This is a genomic window from Duganella sp. GW821-FHT07F09 (assembly GCF_059418705.1).
In genome coordinates this window covers 578,165-595,602 of the sequence record NZ_JBWKQJ010000002.1, presented here as the reverse complement: position 1 = coordinate 595,602, position 17,438 = coordinate 578,165, and the positions used below count along the sequence as shown (strand labels likewise).

Sequence of the window (17,438 nt, the reverse complement as noted above, 5' to 3'; positions counted from 1 at the left end):
CATTTTAATCGGATTGTGGATTTTTTATATGGTGGCATACTTGCATCCGAGCTATCGACAAGGAGGCAATCATGGAACAACGCAATTTAGGCAATCAAGGGTTGACGGTATCGGCGCAGGGGCTCGGCTGCATGGGTATGAGCAACACCTATGGCCCGGCCGACCAGACCGAGGCGGTCGCCACCCTGCACCGCGCGATCGACCTTGGCGTTAATTTCTTCGACACCGCCGAGCAATACGGTCCCTATGAGAATGAAGCGCTGCTGGGCCGCGCCTTCGCCGGGCGTCGCCGGGAAGTCATCCTCGCGACCAAATTCGGCTTCGACATCCGCGACGGCAAGACCGTCGGCGTCACCAGCGACCCGGCCGGCATCCGCACCAAGGTCGAAGGCTCGCTGCGCCGGCTGAACACCGACTACATCGATCTGCTGTACCAGCACCGCATCGATCCGCTGGTGCCGGTGGAGGAGGTGGTTGGCGTGATGGCCGATCTGGTGAAAGAGGGCAAGGTTCGCTATCTCGGGCTGTCGGAGGCGGGCGTGGCCAACATCCGCCGCGCGCACGCGGTGCACCCGATCAGCGCGGTGCAGAGCGAGTATTCGTTGTGGGAGCGCAACCTGGAGGCGGACGTGATACCGGCGCTGCGCGAGCTGGGCATCGGGCTGGTGGCGTTCAGCCCGCTGGGACGCGGCTTCCTGGCCGGCACCGCCAAGCGCGCGGAGGAATATCCGCCGAGCGACTTCCGCCATCTGGACCCGCGCCTGCAAGGGGAGAATTTCGACCGCAACATGCAGGCGGCGGCCATCGTCCGCGAGCTGGCCGACGCGCGGCGGGTCACGTCCGGGCAAATCGCGCTGGCGTGGGCGATGCACAAGGGCGACGACATCGTGACGATACCCGGCACGCGCCGCCGCATGTATCTGGAGCAGAACGTGGCCGCCGCCGAAATCGCACTCGACGCCCGCGAGATGGGTGTACTCGACAACGCGTTGAAACAGGTCGCCGGGCCGCGCTATAGCAAGGAGCGGATGGCGATGGTGGACCGGTAAAAACAGAGTTCCTTAGGGACTTCGGCGGGGGGATGCCCGAAAAAGCCGGATTTACTAAACGTGACTAATCCTCTCTAACCTTTACTACTCCGTGCTATCTCTTACTAAAATTGCTGGCGGCACAGCTAAAACCTACTAAATTATCGAGACACCTAAGAAATAGTATCGACTAGTGCTTTTTAGTTTGCGAGTAGTAGCAAAGAACGCGAAATAGCGAGCGATATCGAAAGGTAGTAAGAACTAGCAGGTTTTAGTAAAAGCCGAAAAAAGCATGTCCCTCCCTCGCGGCGGCGCGTGGTTTTACAATACGCGCGCGTAGTCGCGTCGCACCTTCAGCCGATCGCCGCAGTCGAAGTGCCACCATTCGCTGTTGATGCCGACGAAGCCGGCCTGGAACATCGCGCCCCGCAACCAGCGGCGGTTTTCGATGTGCCGCGCGCTCAACTCGCCTCTTGCCAGCAACAGCGCTTCCTTGGCCGGGTGCGAGCGCTCACTCAGGTCGTCAAAACCGGTCCCCATGTCGAGTTCCCGACCTTGCGCGTCCACCAGAGTCACGTCCAGCGCCATGCCGAACGAATGGATCGAGCCGCGCGCCGGGTCGGCGATATAGCCGAGCAGATCGGTTCCCTGCAGCGTTTGCCAAAGTTGCTCTTGCACCCGTTGTGGGCGCAGGGCGTCCAACACTAATAACTTGTAATCCGGACGGCGCGCCCCCAGCCATGCGACCGCCCGCTCGAGCGCGGCCGCCGCATCCTTATGCAGAAAGGAGCAGTCCAACGGCGAATAGAGATCCCTGCCGACAAAGTTGTCCGGCGTGGCGTAGCGCAGATCGACGGCGATGCCCTGGATGGTGTCGAGACGACGGAAATCTGCGTGGCCGGCAATCGTTTCGCAGTGGATGGGAGACGTCATTGCCGGCACCGGTGGCTTATTGGGACTCGACAGGCTCGGTGACGGGCACCGGTTGCGGAGGCACGGCCGGGGCCACCGGCGTTGGCACGGGCGCGACCGGCGCAGGCGTTGTGGGCAACGGCGTGACTGGCGCTGGCGAAACCGGCGTTGGCATCACGGGCGCCGGCGAGACAGGCGCGGGTGTCACGGTCTGGGGTGTCGCAGGCGCGGGCGCCGCAGGCACCGGCACCGCCGGGGCAACAACCGCCGGCGCGGCCCCCGCACCCTGCGCAGGCAAGGCCGGCAGCGGACTAGTCAACACATCGAGGATCGCCGCCGTCTCCGCATCCGGCATGCCGTCGAACAACGACTGCCGATACTTCGACTGGAACACCGTCAACACATTGCGCGTCGCCTGATCGAACTGCCCGGTCTGCGGCACCGCGTAGCCGTGCTGCGCCAGCTTCAGCTGGAACCACAGCACATCCGGCAACTGCTGCTGATACCCCGGCAGGCGCGCGGCCACGCGGCTCGGCTCGGGCCACGTAACCAGCCCGGCGTCGGCCAGCTGCTTCCACGGGAACATCGGTCCCGGGTCCTGCTTGCGCTGCGGCGCGATATCGTTGTGGCCGAGAATATTCTCCGGCTTGATGCCATGGCGCTTGACGATATCCTTGAGCAGCAAAATCAGCTGGTCGATCTGCGCCTGCTTGAACGGATACCACACCCGTCCCTGCGGCGATTCGGTGAAGCCGGGATTGACGATCTCGATGCCGATCGACGCCGAATTGAGCTGGTTGTAGATCTTCCAGCTGCTGATGCCGGCGTGGTTCGACTGCCGCGATTCATCCACCAGCGCGTAGAAGAACGGCTGCTCGGTGTCGGTCAGCAGGTAGTGCGCGCTGACATCCTGCTGCGTCAGTATCTTGATCGAGCGCGGCAGGTCCGACACCGTGTAGTGCAGGATGATGTACTTGACCCGGTCGCTCTGTCCACGCGAGGTCAGGCTGCGGTCGATGCGCGGCTCGCTCGGCGGCACGGTGGCGCATCCGGCCAGCAACGCCATCATGGTGGACAAAACGGTCAACGGAACGATCTTCATGGGCAGTCTCGGCAGCGGTTCAATTCAGTGAGTTTAGAGCAATACGGGCCGCCGCGTGGTGCGCTTGTGTTGCGCGCTGCGTCAGCGACAGGTCGGCCGGCAGCGCCGCGCGCATCGTTTCCGCGATCAGCGGATGCAAGGTGGCGGCGCGTCCGGCCAATGCGATAGGGCGCGGCCCGTAGCGGCGCACCAGCGCCAGCGCGATGCGCGCCAGCTCGCGGCCGGCCTCCTCGAGCAGGCCACGCGCGACCGGGTCGGCGTCGGCGCTGGCGGCGACGGCCAGCGCCAGCCGTCCGATCGCGCCCCGCTCCTGGCCATAAATGAACTGGCGCGACAAGGCCCAGTCGCTGCCGCCGACATGGTCGAACACCGCGCGCGCCATGGCCGAGCGCCGCCACGCGCCGGGCTCCTCGTCCTCCAGGCGCCAGATGTGGCGCATCGCCTCGCGCGCGATCCAGAAGCCACCGCCGCCGTCGTCGAGGGTCACGCCGCGTCCGCCGGCGCGGTGGAACTGGCCGTCGGCGGCGATCCAGGCGGCGATCGAGCCGGTGCCGGCGTACACCAGATAGCCCTCGCCCGGCGCGAAGCCGTCCAGATAGGCGATTTCGATATCGCTGCGCACCGTGACCGTGGCCGGCGCGACGTTCAGCAGTTCGGCCAGCCATTGCGCAGGCAGGCCGGCGGCGCCGTCGAAACCGGTCAGGCCGGCGCACACGGCCACGGGCCGGCCGGCGGCCAGCGCCTGCGCCGCCAACGTGGCGAAGACGGCGCGCGCGGCCTCGCGGCCGGCGTCATTGCCCATCAGCGTGGCGGACATGCCGCCGACTGCGCCTTCGGCGACGATGACGCCGGCCGCATCGGCCAGCGCCCAGCGCGTCTGCGTGCCGCCCGCGTCGATGCCGAGGCCGAGGTTGCCCATCGTCAGCCGCGCTTGTAGACGCCGATGCGCGGGCTTTCGTTGCCCAGCCGGTCGACGGCGCTGACCACCACCGCCTCGGCCGCCTGCCCGGCCGCGTCGTCCGCCAACAGCAGCACCGCGCGCGACGCGGGCGCCACGGCGAAGCGCCACTCCGTGCCGTAGCGGCTCCAGATCGCATAATGCGTCACCGGCTTGCCGTCCCCGGCCGCCAGGCGCAGCCCCACACCCTGCGATTCGCGCCGGGCGGTGGCGCTCGGCGCGGCCGGCGCCTCGGCCCCCAGCCACGGCGTGGCCGGCGACAGCGCCGGCGCCTGGTAGGTGCGCGCCTTGAGCTGGTCGGTGATGCCCTTGCGGTTCTCCATCAACGCGGCGATCGAAAAGTGCAGGTGGCCGCGGGCGCCGGCGCGGCTGCGCGTGACGCCGATCTGCTTAACGATCTCCTCCGGCGCGAACGTCTTGGCGGTGTTGTCGATGCGGCTGGTGTAGAGCCCCGGCCAGACGTGGCGCGCGCGCGTGTTCTGCGCCAGCCAGTAGTCGAGCAGCACGTCGAACGCCTGCGGCGCCTGCGCCACCGGCCAGTACAGCTGCGGTGCAAGATAGTCGAGCCAGCCGTTGTTGAGCCACAGCTCGGCGTCCGCGTACAGCTTGTCGTACTGGCTGAAGCCGACGATGCCGGCCGGGCGCCGGTCCGGGCGGCCGATGCCGAACGGGCTGATGCCGAAGCGCACCCAGCTCTTTTCCTTGTGAATGCCGATGTACAGCGCCTGGACCAACGAATTGACGTTCTGGCGCCGCCAGTGCGGCCGGTCCAAGGTGCCGCCGCCCAGCAGATAGCGCTGCCACGACGGCTGGTCCGGGAATTCCAGCTCCTGCTTGCCGCCCGCGCCGCCCCCGTCCAGCGCCACGCCCTCGGGGCCGGCCGCGTTGGGCGTGTCGATCGGATACGGATAGAAATAATCGTCGATATGCACGCCGTCGATGTCGTAGCGGCGCACCACGTCGAGGATGACGTCGAGCGTGCGCTGCGAGGCGGCCGACTCGCCCGGGTCCATCCACAGATAGCGGCCGTAGGTCTTGACCGCCTCCGGGTTGGTGTTGGCGATGTGGTTGCGCGCCAGCGCCGACTTGGCCGTCGCGTGGCGGGCGCGGTAGGGATTGAACCACGCGTGCAACTCGAGCCCGCGCGCGTGCGCCTGCTCGATCCAGAACTGCAGCGGATCGTAGCCGCCCTTGGGCGCGCGGCCCTGCTGGCCGGTCAGGAACTCCGACCACGGCTCGAGCTCGGACGGATAGATGGCGTCGGCGCTCGGGCGCACCTGCAGCACGATGGCGTTCAGGTTCAGCGCCTTGCAACGCTCCAGGATGGCGACGGCCTCGGCCTGCTGCTTCTCCGAACTCAGGTTGCTGCGGCTGGGCCAGTCGATGTTGGCGACGGTCGACACCCAGGCCGCGCGGAACTCGCGCGGCGCCGGCGGCGGCATGTTCGGATCGAACGGCGGCGCCGGCGGCGGCGCGATGGCGCCGGGCTGGCGCGGCGCGCCGGGCGGCGGCGGGGTGGCGCCATCGGCGCCGGGCGCCGTCGGCGTGCTTGAACAACCCTCCAGCAGCGCCGCCATGACGCCGGCCACGCCGGCGGTCAAGGTCAGCCGTTTCTTTGCATTAAAAACCAAAACCATTCCCCGATACAGTTGAGCCTAGTATTGTAATACCGGGCACGCGTGTTTCTTATCGCTTATTTCTTACCGAATTCAGCCGGGATGGTCACCCTGGCCGTCATAAAAAACGCCGGCAAGGTCGAAATACATGCCCAGATGAAAAAGTTTTGGTAACCGAGGTGGTCCTGTATCCAGCCGCTGACCATACCCGGCAACATCATGCCCAGCGCCATGAAACCGGTGCAGATCGCGTAATGGGCGGTCTTGTGTTCGCCGTCGGCCACCAGAATCATGTACAGCATGAAGGCGGCGAAGCCGAAGCCGTAGCCGAACTGCTCGACCGCCAGGCAGGCCGAAATGAGCACGATATCGGTCGGCAACGCCGTCGCCAGGTAGACGAACACCAGGTCCGGCACGTGCATGATGAACACCATCGGCCACAGCGCGCGCTTGAGTCCAAAGCGCGAAATGACCACGCCGCCGGCCAGGCCGCCCAGCACCAGCGCGCACACGCCGATGGTGCCGTAGACCAGGCCGAACTCCGACGTCGTCAAGCCCAGGCCGCCCTGGTCGCGCGGATCGAGCAGGAACGGCGCCGCCATTTTGAGCAGTTGCGCCTCGCCCAGCCGGTACAGCAGCAGGAAGCCGAGGATGGCGCCTATGCCCGGTTTCTGGAAAAAGCTGCGGAAGGTGTTGATAAAATCGGTCCACAGCGCGCCGCCGCCGGCATGGCTGCGGTCCGAGTCGGGACGCGGCAAAACAAAATGGTGGTAGGCGCACAGCAGCAGGAACAGCGCCGACATCACGCCGAACACCACCGACCAGGCCCAGGCCGGATCGCCGCTGGACTTGATCAACTCGCCGGCCATGTAGACGATGCCGCCCTGGCCGGCGATCATCGCCAGCTTGTAGAAGGCGCTGCGCACGCCGACGAAGGCGGCCTGCTGGCGCTGGGTCGGCAGGCCCAGCATGTAATAGCCGTCGGAGGCGATATCGTGGGTGGCCGAGCTGAACGCCATCAGCCACAGCACGGCCAGGCTCAGCGCGAAGAATTGCGGCAGGTGCAGGGTCAGCGCCACGCACGCCAGCGACGCGCCCGTCGACAACTGCAGCAGCACGATCCAGCGCCGCTTGGTGCCGACCAGCTCGACCAGGGGCGACCACAGCGGCTTGATCACCCACGGCAGGTACAGCCAGGCGGTATAGAACGCCAGATCGGTGTTCGAGATGCCCAGGTTCTTGTACATCACCGTCGACAGCATCATCACCGCGACGTAGGGCACGGCCTGGCTGAAGGAAATGCTGGGCACCCAGCTCCACGGGTTGCGTTGTTGCGCTGACTTCATACTTCCTTTCGCGGCGGCCGCTGCTGTTATGCTCACGGCAGTTACCATACGCACACAACGCCCAGAACGCAACCGAACCGCGCCAAATCATGTACCTGCTGACTTTTTTGCTGATCTTCCTGTCCTACCCGCTGATGTTCCTGATGGTGACCATCTTCCTGTTCGGTCCATTGAACATGTATCTTGGCTACCGCGCCTACCGGGGCACGCTGGCCAAGCGTCCCGGCCTGAACTTCGGCGGCAAACTGTGGGCCGCGCGGGCGCTGCTGGCGGCGGCCGCCTCGTTCGCCTTCCAGTGCTACATCGTCGCCACCGGGTACAAGGCATGACCCGCACCTCGGAAAGCACGGAACACCGCACCACGAAAAACCACGGAAACACGTAGGGCGGATTAGCGCAGCGTAATCCGCCATGGGTGGGCCGCCGGCGGCGCACGCAGTGGCGGATTACGGCGTTCCGCCTAATCCGCCCTACGTGTCTCAGGAGCTTTTCACAGATCCCTGCCACGTCACAATATCGCGGCCCGGCCCCGCAGCCGGCTGGCATCGGTGGCCGGCGCCTCGCCATACAGGCGCCCATACTCGCGGCTGAACTGCGACGCGCTGTCATAGCCGACCTTAAAAGCCGCCTGCGCCGCGTCCATGCCCTCGGCCACCATCAGCCTGCGGGCCTCCTGCAAGCGCAACCGCGCGCGGTACTGGATCGGGCTCAAGTGGGTGATCGACTTGAAATGCGCATGCAGCGACGACGGGCTCATACCGGCCTGCTCGGCCAGGATATCGATTGTGATCGGCTCGCGGTAATGGTCCTTGATCCAGCCGATGGCCCGCGACACCTGGTTCAGGCTGCGGTCGCCGGTGGCGATGTGATGCATCACGGCGCGCGCCGGACCGGTGGCCAGCCGGTAGATGATTTCCTGCTCGATCAACGGCGCCAGGGCCTCGATATCGGCCGGCGTGTCGAGCAGCTCCACCAGCCGGGTGAACGCATCCACCAGCCGCGGCGTCGTGTCGTGGACCGCCAGCCCGCGCACCGGACCAGATATCCCATCCTGCCGTGCGGCGGCGTCGACTTTCAACGCCAGCTTGGTCAACTCCGGCCGGTTGAACCGGTAATACACGCACAAATAAGGCCGCTCCGGCGTGGCCTCGGTCACCGCGCCGACGGCCGGCACGTCCACCGCCGCGATCAGATAGCGTGCGCTGTCGTAATTCAATATCTGCTCGCCCGCCAACACCTGCTTGCTCCCCTGCGCCATCACGCAAATCGAGGGTTCGTAGACCGCCGGCATCGGGGTGGTCGGCGTGGATGAGCGGATCAAGGTCACGCCGGGCAGGGCGCAATCGTGCATGCCATCGGCGGGCGCGTGGCGCAGCATCAATGAGGTCAGTTTTTCAAGCATGATGGTGAAGGAGTAGTGGTCCAGGCCGCTACCGCAGCGCGGCGCGCACGTCGCCCTGCGCCGCCTCCAGCAGCGCCTGCGCCTGCTCGACGCCCAGCTTTTTGAGGAGCGCGACAATCGCCACTTTAACCTGGAAATGGCATTGCTCCAGCACGCCGCGCGCGGCGTCGGCGTCGGCGCCGGTGGCGTGCATGGTCAGCAGGATGGCGCGCTCGACCAGCTTGGTGTTATTGGCCTGCACATCGACCATCAGATTGCCGTAGACCTTGTGCAGCCGCACCATCAACGCGCTCGACAAGGTGTTGAGCACGATCTTTTGCGCCGTGCCCGCCTTGAGCCGGGTGCTGCCCGAAATCACTTCCGGCCCCGTGTCGAGCACGATGCCGACGTCGGCCCCGGCCGCCAACGGCGTGCCGGCATTGTTGGCGATGCCCACCGTCAAGGCGCCCACCGTGCGCGCCGCCTGCAGCGCGCCCAGCACATAGGGCGTGGTGCCGGACGCGGCCACCAGCAGCACCACGTCGTTAAAGCCCGGATACAGCAGCCGCAGGTCGGCCGCGCCCTTGGCGCGGTCGTCCTCGGCGCCCTCGACCGCCTCGAACATCGCGCCCAGGCCGCCGGCGAGCAGGGCCACGGCGCGCTGGTGCGGCCAGGAAAAAGTAGGGAACAGTTCGACGCTGTCGAGGATGCCCAGCCGGCCGGAGGTGCCGGCGCCGACATAGATCAGGCGCCCGCCGCCGGCGATGCGCGGCGTCATCGCCTCGACGGCCGCGCCGATGGCCGGCGCCGCCGCCTGCACCGCCCGCACCGCGTGCGCCTGGTCGTCGATCAACGCGTCGACCAGCAAGTCCACCGGGTACCGGTCCAGTTCGGGGTGCTGCGTACTCGGCGTCTCGGTTTTCAGCATAAATAAAGAGAGGGCGGGGTCAGGTGGCGCGGCGCATCTCGGCGACGAAGTCGTAATGGTCGCTATGACAATATGAATGCGTCAACTCCATCGCCTCGCCCGATTCCAGATAGGCGATACGCGTAATGTACAACACCGCCTGCCCCTCGGGCACGCCCAGCTGGCGCGCCAGGTCGGCCGAGGCGTTCATCGCGCGGATGTGCTGCAGCGCCCGCACCGGCGACTGGCCGATGCTGTCCAGATACTGGTACAACGAGGCGCCGACCGCGTTCGGGTCGTTGAGCACCGTCTGCGGCAGCACGCTGACCTCGTAGGCCATGACCACGTCGTCGGCCAGCCGCAGGCGCTCGAGCCGCGCCACCTTCGAATACGGCGACAGGCCCAGGCTCAGTTGCTCCTCGGGCGTGGGCGTGACGATCGCCCGCTTGAGCCAGCGCGAGCCCGGCACGTGGCCGCGCTGCTGCAACTGCTCCGAAAAACTGGTCAGGTTCGACAACGGCTGCTCGATGCGCGGCGCGATGTAGTTGCCCGAGCCGCGCCGGCGCACCACCAGGCCCTGGTCGACCAATTGGTCGATCGCCTTGCGCGCGGTCACCCGCGAGACGTTGAGCAACTCCGACAACGCCCGCTCGGACGGCAGCGCCTGGTCGACCTGGTAGCGGCCGTTATGCACATCGTCGCTCAATTTCCGCGCAATCTGCATGTACAGCGGCGAACTGTCGTTGGCGTCCGCCTTGAATTCAAAACCACTCTGGCTCATTTGTTTCTCCTAACCCCTCTAGTGTAATAGCGATACGCAAGCCCGTGCGCCCGCGAGGCTGTAAAAACGCGATATTTAGTGCCGCCGGCGTAACTCGCGGCGGTGCGCGGGCGGCCTATTTGGCGGATAATGCTGGCTTGTCACACCAGCCCGTCCTGCCATCCATGTCCAAGAAGTCCGCCGCGCCAGCCGGCTGCCCTTGCGGCGGCCCGTCCCTCGCGGCCTGCTGCGGCCCCTATATCGCGGGCGCCGCCATCCCGCCCACCGCCGAAACGCTGATGCGCTCGCGCTATACCGCCTATGGCCTGCGCGACGAGCCCTACCTGCTGGCCACCTGGCACGCCAGCACCCGCCCGGCCGAGCCGATCATGAGCGACGAAGAAAAATTGCAATGGCTCGGACTTGAGGTAAAATCTGCTTTACGTTTACGTCAACGTAAAGCAGAAGTTGCACCTGATGCAATAGATCCGAACCGCGACACGGTCGAATTCGTCGCCCGGTTCAAGGTCAACGGCAAGGCGCAGCGCCTGCACGAGATCAGCAACTTCGTGCGCGAGCCGGCCGAGGGCGGTCCGCGCTGGTTCTACGTTGACGGTAGTTTTCCCGAATAATCATCACGACGCGTGCGAGACCACGCGCACAAAGGAAAAACAATGCCGCAGATCGAAAGCAAGCTCAATCCCCGCAGCGAGGACTTCAAGGCCAACGCCGCCGCCATGCGGGCCGTCGTCGACGACCTGCGCGCCAAGGTCGCGAAAATCGCCGCCGGCGGCGGCGAGGCGGCGTCGGCCAAGCACGTCGCCCGCGGCAAACTGCTGCCGCGCGACCGCGTGCAAATGCTGCTCGATCCCGGCACGCCCTTCCTCGAACTGTCGCAGATGGCCGCCTACGGCATGTACCAGGACGCCACCGGCGCCGACGCCGCACCGGCGGCCGGCATCATCACCGGCATCGGCCGCGTGGCGGGCCAGGAGTGCGTCATCGTCTGCAACGACGCCACCGTCAAGGGCGGCACCTACTACCCGATGACGGTCAAGAAGCACCTGCGCGCGCAGGAGATCGCCGACCAGAACAACCTGCCGTGCATCTACCTGGTCGACTCGGGCGGCGCCAACCTGCCCAACCAGGACGACGTCTTTCCCGACCGCGACCACTTCGGCCGCATCTTCTACAACCAGGCCAACCTGTCGGCCAAGGGCATCCCGCAGATCGCCGTCGTCATGGGGTCCTGCACGGCAGGCGGCGCCTACGTGCCGGCCATGAGCGACGAATCGATCATCGTCAAGGACCAGGGTACGATCTTCCTCGGCGGTCCGCCGCTGGTGAAGGCGGCCACCGGCGAGGTGGTGACGGCCGAGGACCTGGGCGGCGGCGACGTCCACACCCGCCTGTCCGGCGTGGCCGACCATCTGGCGCAGAACGACCTGCACGCGCTGTCCTTGGCGCGCACCATCGTCTCGAATCTGAACCGCACCAAGCCGCGACAGGGCGCGTTGCGCGAAGCGGAAGAACCGAAATACGCCACCGGGGAACTGTACGGCGTGATCCCGGTCGACACCCGCAAGCCGTTCGACGTGCGCGAGGTGATCGCCCGCATCGTCGACGGCAGCGAGTTCGATGAATTCAAGGCGCGCTACGGCACCACCCTGATCTGCGGCTTCGCCCACATCTTCGGCATGAAGGTCGGCATCATCGCCAACAACGGCATCCTGTTCTCGGAATCGGCGCTGAAGGGCGCCCACTTCATCGAGCTGTGCGCGCAGCGCAAGATCCCGCTGGTGTTCCTGCAAAATATCACCGGCTTCATGGTCGGGCGCAAATACGAAAACGAAGGCATCGCCCGCAATGGCGCCAAGATGGTCACCGCCGTCGCCACCGCCGCCGTGCCCAAGTTCACCGTCATCATCGGCGGCAGCTTCGGCGCGGGCAACTACGGCATGTGCGGCCGCGCGTTCTCCCCGCGCTTCATGTGGATGTGGCCCAACGCGCGCATCTCCGTCATGGGCGGGGACCAGGCGGCGTCGGTGCTGGCCACCGTCAAGCGCGACGGCATCGAGGGCAAGGGCGGTTCGTGGTCGGCCGACGAGGAAGCGGCCTTCAAGCAGCCGATCAAGGACCAGTACGAGCACCAGGGCCACCCCTACTACGCCACCGCGCGCCTGTGGGACGACGGCGTCATCGACCCGGCCGACACCCGCATGGTGCTGGGCCTGGGCCTGTCGGCCGCGCTCAACGCCGAAATCCCCGACACCAAATTCGGTGTCTTCAGGATGTGACGACGACCATGCGCCATCGACTGCAACCCCGTCACCGTCTGGCCGCGATGCTTTGCGTCCTGGCGTGCGCCCGCGCCGGCGCGCAGGAGCACACGCAGGTGACGATGCTGCAGCCGCTGACGGCGCCCGGGCAGTCGCTGCCGCTGGTCGACAAGCGCATGGGCGAGCAGGTGGTCGACGTCCCCGCCACCATCGGCGGCGACACGATCACCCTGCAAACGACGATCTTCAAACCACCGGGCAACGGCCCGTTCCCGGTGCTGTTCATGAACCACGGTAAATCGGGCGGCGCCGACGCCCACCAGCAGGAACGCGCGCGCTACGTCGTGCTGTCGAAGCAGTTCATCCGGCGCGGCTACGCGGTCGTCATCCCGATGCGGCTCGGCTTCGCCGGCTCGGGCGGCATCTACGTCAACTCCCACTGCCGGGCCGAGAAAAACGGCGACGACCAGGCCAATTCGCTGTTCTTCGCCATGCAATACGCGATGAAGCAGCCATGGGCGGATCAAACCCACGTGCTGCTCGCCGGCCAGTCGCACGGCGGCCTGACGGCCATCGCCGCCGGCAGCCACAATATCAGCGGCGTGCGCGGCGTGATCAACTTCGCCGGTGGCGTCAACAGCCGCTCCAAATGCGACTGGCAGGGCGCGCTGGTCGACGCCTTCAAGGCCTACGGCGCGCGCAGCAAGGTGCCGACCCTGTGGTTCTACGGCGCCAACGACGCCCACTTCGGCCCCAAGCTGGCCGAGGATCTGTACGCGGCCTACACCGGCGCCGGCGGCAAGGCCCAACTGGTGGCCTTCGGACCGTTCAAAAAAGACGCGCACACGATGGTGCTGAGCGGGGACGGCGTGCCGATCTGGCTGCCGGAGACCGAACGCTTTCTCAAATCGATCGGCATGCCGACCGAAATCAAGTACGCAATCAAGGAGTAGGCATGGCTTTCAACACACTTGGCATCGCACACGAAGGAAAAACCGCCACCGTCACGCTGAACCGGCCGGACACGCGCAACGCCTTCAACGAAGAGACCATCGCCGAACTCACGCGCGCCTTCCGCGAGCTTGGTGCCGACGACGACTTGCGCGCGATCGTGCTGGCCGCGAACGGCCCGGCCTTCTGCGCCGGCGCCGATTTGAACTGGATGAAAAAAATGGCGGGCTACACGCACGCCGAAAACCATGCCGACGCCCTGCAACTGGCGGAGATGCTGCGCACGATCTACCTGTGCCCCAAGCCCGTGGTGGCGAAGGTGCAGGGCGATTGCTACGCCGGCGGCATGGGCCTGGTGGCCGCCTGCGATATCATCGTCGCGGTCGACGAGGCCAACTTCTGCCTGAGCGAAGTGAAACTGGGACTGATCCCGGCGACCATTTCGCCCTACGTGATCAAGGCCATGGGCGAGAACGCGTCGCGCCGCTACTTCCTGACGGCGGAGCGCTTCTGCGCGCGCGAAGCGCTGCGCATCGGCTTCGCCCACGAGGTGGTGGCCGCCGACGCGCTCGACGCCAAGGTGGCGGAGATCGTCAAGTCGCTGGTCAACAACAGCCCGAACGCGGTGCGCCAGGCCAAGGCGCTGGTGCGCGACGTCGTCGGGCAAACCGTCGACGACGCGCTGCTGGCCGATACCGCCGAACGCATCGCGCATATCCGCGCATCGGAGCAGGGCCGCGAAGGCGTGGCCTCGTTCCTGGAAAAGCGCAAGCCGAACTGGCTGACGCATTAAAGAAATCGGAGTTTCCTTGCAAGACAAAACACAAAGCGAATGGGTGGCACGCAGCCTGCGCAGCGTATGGCACCCATGCACGCAGATGCAGCACCACGCGCAGTTGGACAACCCTGTCCCATTGATCCCGGTCAGCCGGGGCAAGGGCGCGTGGCTGTACGACCACGAAGGCCGCCGCTACCTGGACGCGATCAGCTCCTGGTGGGTCAACCTGTTCGGCCACGCCAACCCGCGCATCAACGCCGCGCTCAAGGACCAGCTGGACACGCTGGAACACGCCATGCTGGCCGGCTTCACGCACGAACCGGTGATCGAACTATCGGAAAAACTATCGGCGCTGACCGGCCATGTGCTGGGCCACAGCTTCTACGCCAGCGACGGCGCCTCGGCGGTGGAAATCGCGCTCAAAATGAGCTTCCACTCGTGGCGCAACAACGGCAAGGCCGGCAAGCAGGAATTCGTCTGCCTCAAGGGCAGCTACCACGGCGAGACCATCGGCGCGCTGGCCGTCACCGACGTCGCGCTGTTCAAGGACGCCTACGGCCCGCTGCTGCGCGCCTCGCAGACGGTGATGTCGCCGGACGCCCGCAATGCCAACGCCGCAGAAGGTGAGACGGCGGAAGACATGGCGCGCCGCGCCGCCGACGACGTCGAACGCCTGTTCGTCGAAAAGGCCGACAAGATCGCCGCCATCATCATCGAGCCGCTGGTGCAATGCGCCACCGGCATGGCGATGCACGACCCGCTGTACCTCAAGCTGGTGCGCGAACTGTGCGACCGCCACCAGGTGCACCTGATACTCGATGAAATCGCCGTCGGCTGCGGCCGCACCGGCACCTTCTTCGCCTGCGAGCAGGCCGCCATCTGGCCGGACTTCCTGTGCCTGTCCAAGGGCATCAGCGGCGGCTACCTGCCGCTGTCGCTGGTGATGACGCGCGACGACATCTACCAGGCCTTCTACAGCAGCGACGTCACGCGCGGCTTCCTGCACTCGCACTCGTACACCGGCAACCCGCTGGCCTGCCGCGCCGCGCTGGCGACCTTGCAAATCTTCGAAGAGGACGATGTCCTCGAGACCAACAAGGCCAAAGCGGCGCGCCTGACGGTGGCGCTGCAACCGCTGGCGCGGCACAAGCAGGTGCGCAACTTCCGCCAGCGCGGCATGATCTGGGCCTTCGACGCCATCGGCGCCTCGCCGGACTTTTCGCGCCGCTTCTTCGCCACGGCGGTCGAGCATGAATTGCTGATGCGCCCCATCGGCGCCACCGTCTACATGATGCCGCCGTATATCCTGAACGACGTCGAAATCGATGGCCTGGCCGCCAACACGCTGGCCGTGTTCGACAAAACGATGGCGGGCTGACGATGAAGCTTCTGAATCAACTCACGCAGCAGTTGCGGGCGCTCGACGAGCAAAGCCTGATCCGCAAGCGCCGCACCGTCGACACGCCCTGCGGCGCCCGCGTCTCGGTCGACGGCCGCCAGCTGCTGGCCTTCTGCAGCAACGACTATCTGGGCCTGGCCAACCACCCCAAGCTCAAGCTCGCGCTGCAGGAAGGCGCGGCGATCTATGGCGTCGGCAGTGGCGCCTCGCACATGATCAGCGGCCATGTCCGCGCCCACGCGATGCTGGAGGACCGCCTGGCCGAATTCGTCGGCGCGCACCTGGAGTCTGCGCGCGCGCTGACCTTCTGCACCGGCTACATGGCCAACCTTGCCGTCATCACCGGCCTGACCGCCGGCGACCGCGAGGCCGAGATCTTCTCCGAATCGCTCAACCACGCGTCGCTGATCGACGGCGCCCGCCTGTCGCGCGCCAAGGTCGCCGTCTACCCGCACGCCGACCTGGAGGCGCTGGGCGCCATGCTCGCGGCCAGCAACGCCGCTACCAAGCTGGTAGTGACGGACAGCGTCTTCAGCATGGACGGCGACCTGGCACCGCTGCCGGCCCTTCTCGCGTTGTGCGAACGACACGGCGCCTGGCTGGTGATCGACGACGCCCACGGCTTCGGCACCCTGGGCCACCACGGACGCGGCGCGCTGGAGCATTTCAACCTGCGCTCTCCCTACCTGGTCTACATGGGCACCCTGGGCAAGGCCGCAGGCGTCGGCGGCGCCTTCGTGGCCGCGCACGAGACGGTGATCGAGACGCTGATCCAGAAGGCCCGGCCCTACATCTTCACCACCGCCACGCCGCCGGCGCTGGCGCACGCCCTGCTGACCAGCATTGAGCTCATCGAGGGTCAGGAAGGCATAAAACGGCGCGCGCACCTGGCCGCATTGGTGGCACAATTGGACGATGGCCAGGTTGGGCTCAAACTGCGTCGCTGGCGGCGTTTGCCGTCGATGACGGCGATCCAACCTATCCTGATCGGCGATAATGCCGAGACCATGCGCGCCGGCGCGGCCCTGTACGAACGGGGGCTGTGGGTCGGCACCATCCGTCCGCCCACCGTCGCACCAGGCACATCGCGCCTGCGGGTGACGCTGTCGGCGGCCCATAGCAGCATGGAAGTGGCGCAGTTGATAACCGCGCTGAATGATTTGGATGCCCCCGGAAAGGACGTCAGATGAGTCTCGATGATCCCGTCATAGCAGTCGACATACCGTCCGACGCGCCAGCGGTCGACGATGTACTGGAGCAGGAGCCCGAGGTGCGGCCGGCGGTGCTGGCCGGCGGCCTGCCGCCGCGCTTTTGCTGCTTCGTCACCGGCACCGACACGGAAATCGGCAAGACCCTGGTCTCCTCGGCGATGCTGCACGCGCTGGTGAAGGCGGGCGTGCGCGCCTGCGGCATGAAGCCGGTGGCCGCTGGCGCGGAGCTGCGCGACGGCGAGTGGCACAACGACGACTGCGACCAGCTGGCCGCCGCCGGCAACGTCCACCTGCTGCCGACCATCACCACGCCATTCCTGCTCAAGGAGCCGGCCGCGCCGCACATCGCCGCCGCACTCGAAGGCATCGTCATTTCGCCGGTACCGATCCTGGCGGCCTATGTCGAAATCAACGCCGCCTCCGACGCCGTGGTGGTAGAAGGCGTGGGCGGCTTCCGCGTGCCGCTCAACGACGAATTCGACACCGCCGACCTGGCCGAGCAGCTCGCGCTGCCGGTGGTGCTGGTGGTCGGTCTGCGGCTCGGCTGCATCAGCCACGCGCTGCTGACGGTCGAGGCGATCGAATCGCGCGGCCTGACCGTGATCGGCTGGATCGCCAACGAAACCCAGGCCGACATGGCCTTCGCCGACGAAAACGTCGCCGCGCTGGCGCAGCGCATCGACGCGCCGCTGCTGGGACGCATCCCGCGCCTGGAGCACCCGAGCGCGGAAGCCGCCGCCGCCCATATCGATTTTACCGAGTTGCCCAACTGGCCAACCCGGAACAAACTTTGAACGAAGAAGGAAACAC

General features: G+C 66.4%; 17 protein-coding genes. 9 read left to right on the top strand and 8 right to left on the bottom strand.

The features are described 5' to 3' along the window. The first annotated feature begins 71 nt into the window (after positions 1-71). Complete coding sequence (locus AC07P1_RS07780) at positions 72-1,049, top strand: aldo/keto reductase (protein ID WP_494695230.1); 978 nt, start codon at positions 72-74, stop codon at positions 1,047-1,049. A 300-nt stretch (positions 1,050-1,349) separates the two neighbouring features. Here the strand turns inward: AC07P1_RS07780 and AC07P1_RS07775 are convergent, their stop codons facing one another. Genes AC07P1_RS07775 through AC07P1_RS07755 form a run of 5 tightly spaced genes read right to left on the bottom strand, consistent with a single transcriptional unit; the run spans position 1,350 to position 6,962 of the window. Continuing rightward, on the bottom strand, positions 1,350-1,961 hold the full coding sequence (locus tag AC07P1_RS07775) for a M15 family metallopeptidase (RefSeq protein ID WP_494695229.1): 612 nt from the start codon (positions 1,959-1,961) through the stop codon (positions 1,350-1,352). 16 nt (positions 1,962-1,977) lie between these two features. Then, positions 1,978-3,042, bottom strand: coding sequence for an N-acetylmuramoyl-L-alanine amidase (locus AC07P1_RS07770; protein WP_494695228.1), 1,065 nt, complete (start codon positions 3,040-3,042; stop codon positions 1,978-1,980). A 19-nt stretch (positions 3,043-3,061) separates the two neighbouring features. Continuing rightward, positions 3,062-3,961 carry an N-acetylglucosamine kinase gene (locus AC07P1_RS07765; RefSeq protein ID WP_494695227.1) on the bottom strand — a complete coding sequence of 300 codons (900 nt, stop codon included), beginning with the start codon at positions 3,959-3,961 and terminating at the stop codon, positions 3,062-3,064. 2 nt (positions 3,962-3,963) lie between these two features. Next, entirely contained in the window at positions 3,964-5,637 is a 1,674-nt protein-coding gene (locus tag AC07P1_RS07760) for a glycoside hydrolase family 10-like protein (protein ID WP_494695226.1), read from the bottom strand. Positions 5,638-5,693: 56 nt separating this feature from the next. Further along, positions 5,694-6,962: an MFS transporter gene (locus AC07P1_RS07755; protein WP_494695225.1), complete on the bottom strand. Its 1,269-nt coding sequence runs from the start codon at positions 6,960-6,962 to the stop codon at positions 5,694-5,696. An 89-nt stretch (positions 6,963-7,051) separates the two neighbouring features. On the opposite strand from AC07P1_RS07755, the gene AC07P1_RS07750 reads away from it, so the two are divergent. Then, a complete protein-coding gene (locus AC07P1_RS07750; protein WP_494695224.1) occupies positions 7,052-7,291 on the top strand; it encodes a hypothetical protein in 240 nt (79 codons plus the stop codon). A gap of 179 nt (positions 7,292-7,470) precedes the next feature. On the opposite strand, the gene AC07P1_RS07745 is transcribed toward AC07P1_RS07750, so the two are convergent. Genes AC07P1_RS07745 through AC07P1_RS07735 form a run of 3 tightly spaced genes read right to left on the bottom strand, consistent with a single transcriptional unit; the run spans position 7,471 to position 10,031 of the window. Then, a complete protein-coding gene (locus tag AC07P1_RS07745; protein WP_494695223.1) occupies positions 7,471-8,364 on the bottom strand; it encodes an AraC family transcriptional regulator in 894 nt (297 codons plus the stop codon). A 28-nt stretch (positions 8,365-8,392) separates the two neighbouring features. Then, positions 8,393-9,271: an N-acetylmuramic acid 6-phosphate etherase gene (gene murQ, locus AC07P1_RS07740; protein WP_494695222.1), complete on the bottom strand. Its 879-nt coding sequence runs from the start codon at positions 9,269-9,271 to the stop codon at positions 8,393-8,395. 19 nt (positions 9,272-9,290) lie between these two features. Next, positions 9,291-10,031 (bottom strand): GntR family transcriptional regulator, encoded by a 741-nt coding sequence (locus tag AC07P1_RS07735; protein ID WP_090324407.1) that lies wholly within the window; start codon positions 10,029-10,031, stop codon positions 9,291-9,293. 164 nt (positions 10,032-10,195) lie between these two features. Between AC07P1_RS07735 and AC07P1_RS07730 the strand changes: the two genes are divergently transcribed. Genes AC07P1_RS07730 through bioD form a run of 7 tightly spaced genes read left to right on the top strand, consistent with a single transcriptional unit; the run spans position 10,196 to position 17,422 of the window. Beyond that, positions 10,196-10,642: a YchJ family protein gene (locus AC07P1_RS07730; protein WP_494695221.1), complete on the top strand. Its 447-nt coding sequence runs from the start codon at positions 10,196-10,198 to the stop codon at positions 10,640-10,642. A 42-nt stretch (positions 10,643-10,684) separates the two neighbouring features. Further along, positions 10,685-12,307, top strand: coding sequence for a carboxyl transferase domain-containing protein (locus AC07P1_RS07725; RefSeq protein WP_494695220.1), 1,623 nt, complete (start codon positions 10,685-10,687; stop codon positions 12,305-12,307). Between the two features lie 8 nt (positions 12,308-12,315). After that, positions 12,316-13,242: a dienelactone hydrolase family protein gene (locus AC07P1_RS07720; RefSeq protein ID WP_494695219.1), complete on the top strand. Its 927-nt coding sequence runs from the start codon at positions 12,316-12,318 to the stop codon at positions 13,240-13,242. A 2-nt stretch (positions 13,243-13,244) separates the two neighbouring features. Further along, the gene (locus AC07P1_RS07715; protein ID WP_494695218.1) at positions 13,245-14,033 is read left to right on the top strand and encodes an enoyl-CoA hydratase/isomerase family protein; all 789 of its coding nucleotides are present in this window, start codon (positions 13,245-13,247) and stop codon (positions 14,031-14,033) included. 16 nt (positions 14,034-14,049) lie between these two features. Further along, positions 14,050-15,396 (top strand): adenosylmethionine--8-amino-7-oxononanoate transaminase, encoded by a 1,347-nt coding sequence (bioA, locus tag AC07P1_RS07710; protein ID WP_494695217.1) that lies wholly within the window; start codon positions 14,050-14,052, stop codon positions 15,394-15,396. 2 nt (positions 15,397-15,398) lie between these two features. Beyond that, positions 15,399-16,607: an 8-amino-7-oxononanoate synthase gene (gene bioF / locus AC07P1_RS07705; protein ID WP_494695216.1), complete on the top strand. Its 1,209-nt coding sequence runs from the start codon at positions 15,399-15,401 to the stop codon at positions 16,605-16,607. Then, on the top strand, positions 16,604-17,422 hold the full coding sequence (gene bioD / locus AC07P1_RS07700) for a dethiobiotin synthase (protein ID WP_494695215.1): 819 nt from the start codon (positions 16,604-16,606) through the stop codon (positions 17,420-17,422). The genes bioF and bioD overlap by 4 nt, the downstream gene beginning before the upstream one ends. The last annotated feature ends 16 nt before the right edge of the window (positions 17,423-17,438 follow it).

Bases quoted from the DNA above. Each gene is read 5' to 3' on its own strand.
- AC07P1_RS07775 (WP_494695229.1), bottom strand. From the start codon at position 1,961: ATGACGTCTCCCATCCACTGCGAAACGATTGCCGGCCACGCAGATTTC.
- bioD (WP_494695215.1), top strand. From the start codon at position 16,604: ATGAGTCTCGATGATCCCGTCATAGCAGTCGACATACCGTCCGACGCG.
- AC07P1_RS07770 (WP_494695228.1), bottom strand. From the start codon at position 3,042: ATGAAGATCGTTCCGTTGACCGTTTTGTCCACCATGATGGCGTTGCTG.
- AC07P1_RS07765 (WP_494695227.1), bottom strand. From the start codon at position 3,961: ATGGGCAACCTCGGCCTCGGCATCGACGCGGGCGGCACGCAGACGCGC.
- AC07P1_RS07715 (WP_494695218.1), top strand. From the start codon at position 13,245: ATGGCTTTCAACACACTTGGCATCGCACACGAAGGAAAAACCGCCACC.
- bioF (WP_494695216.1), top strand. From the start codon at position 15,399: ATGAAGCTTCTGAATCAACTCACGCAGCAGTTGCGGGCGCTCGACGAG.
- AC07P1_RS07720 (WP_494695219.1), top strand. From the start codon at position 12,316: ATGCGCCATCGACTGCAACCCCGTCACCGTCTGGCCGCGATGCTTTGC.
- AC07P1_RS07750 (WP_494695224.1), top strand. From the start codon at position 7,052: ATGTACCTGCTGACTTTTTTGCTGATCTTCCTGTCCTACCCGCTGATG.
- AC07P1_RS07760 (WP_494695226.1), bottom strand. From the start codon at position 5,637: ATGGTTTTGGTTTTTAATGCAAAGAAACGGCTGACCTTGACCGCCGGC.
- murQ (WP_494695222.1), bottom strand. From the start codon at position 9,271: ATGCTGAAAACCGAGACGCCGAGTACGCAGCACCCCGAACTGGACCGG.
- AC07P1_RS07725 (WP_494695220.1), top strand. From the start codon at position 10,685: ATGCCGCAGATCGAAAGCAAGCTCAATCCCCGCAGCGAGGACTTCAAG.
- AC07P1_RS07780 (WP_494695230.1), top strand. From the start codon at position 72: ATGGAACAACGCAATTTAGGCAATCAAGGGTTGACGGTATCGGCGCAG.
- AC07P1_RS07735 (WP_090324407.1), bottom strand. From the start codon at position 10,031: ATGAGCCAGAGTGGTTTTGAATTCAAGGCGGACGCCAACGACAGTTCG.
- AC07P1_RS07730 (WP_494695221.1), top strand. From the start codon at position 10,196: ATGTCCAAGAAGTCCGCCGCGCCAGCCGGCTGCCCTTGCGGCGGCCCG.
- AC07P1_RS07745 (WP_494695223.1), bottom strand. From the start codon at position 8,364: ATGCTTGAAAAACTGACCTCATTGATGCTGCGCCACGCGCCCGCCGAT.
- AC07P1_RS07755 (WP_494695225.1), bottom strand. From the start codon at position 6,962: ATGAAGTCAGCGCAACAACGCAACCCGTGGAGCTGGGTGCCCAGCATT.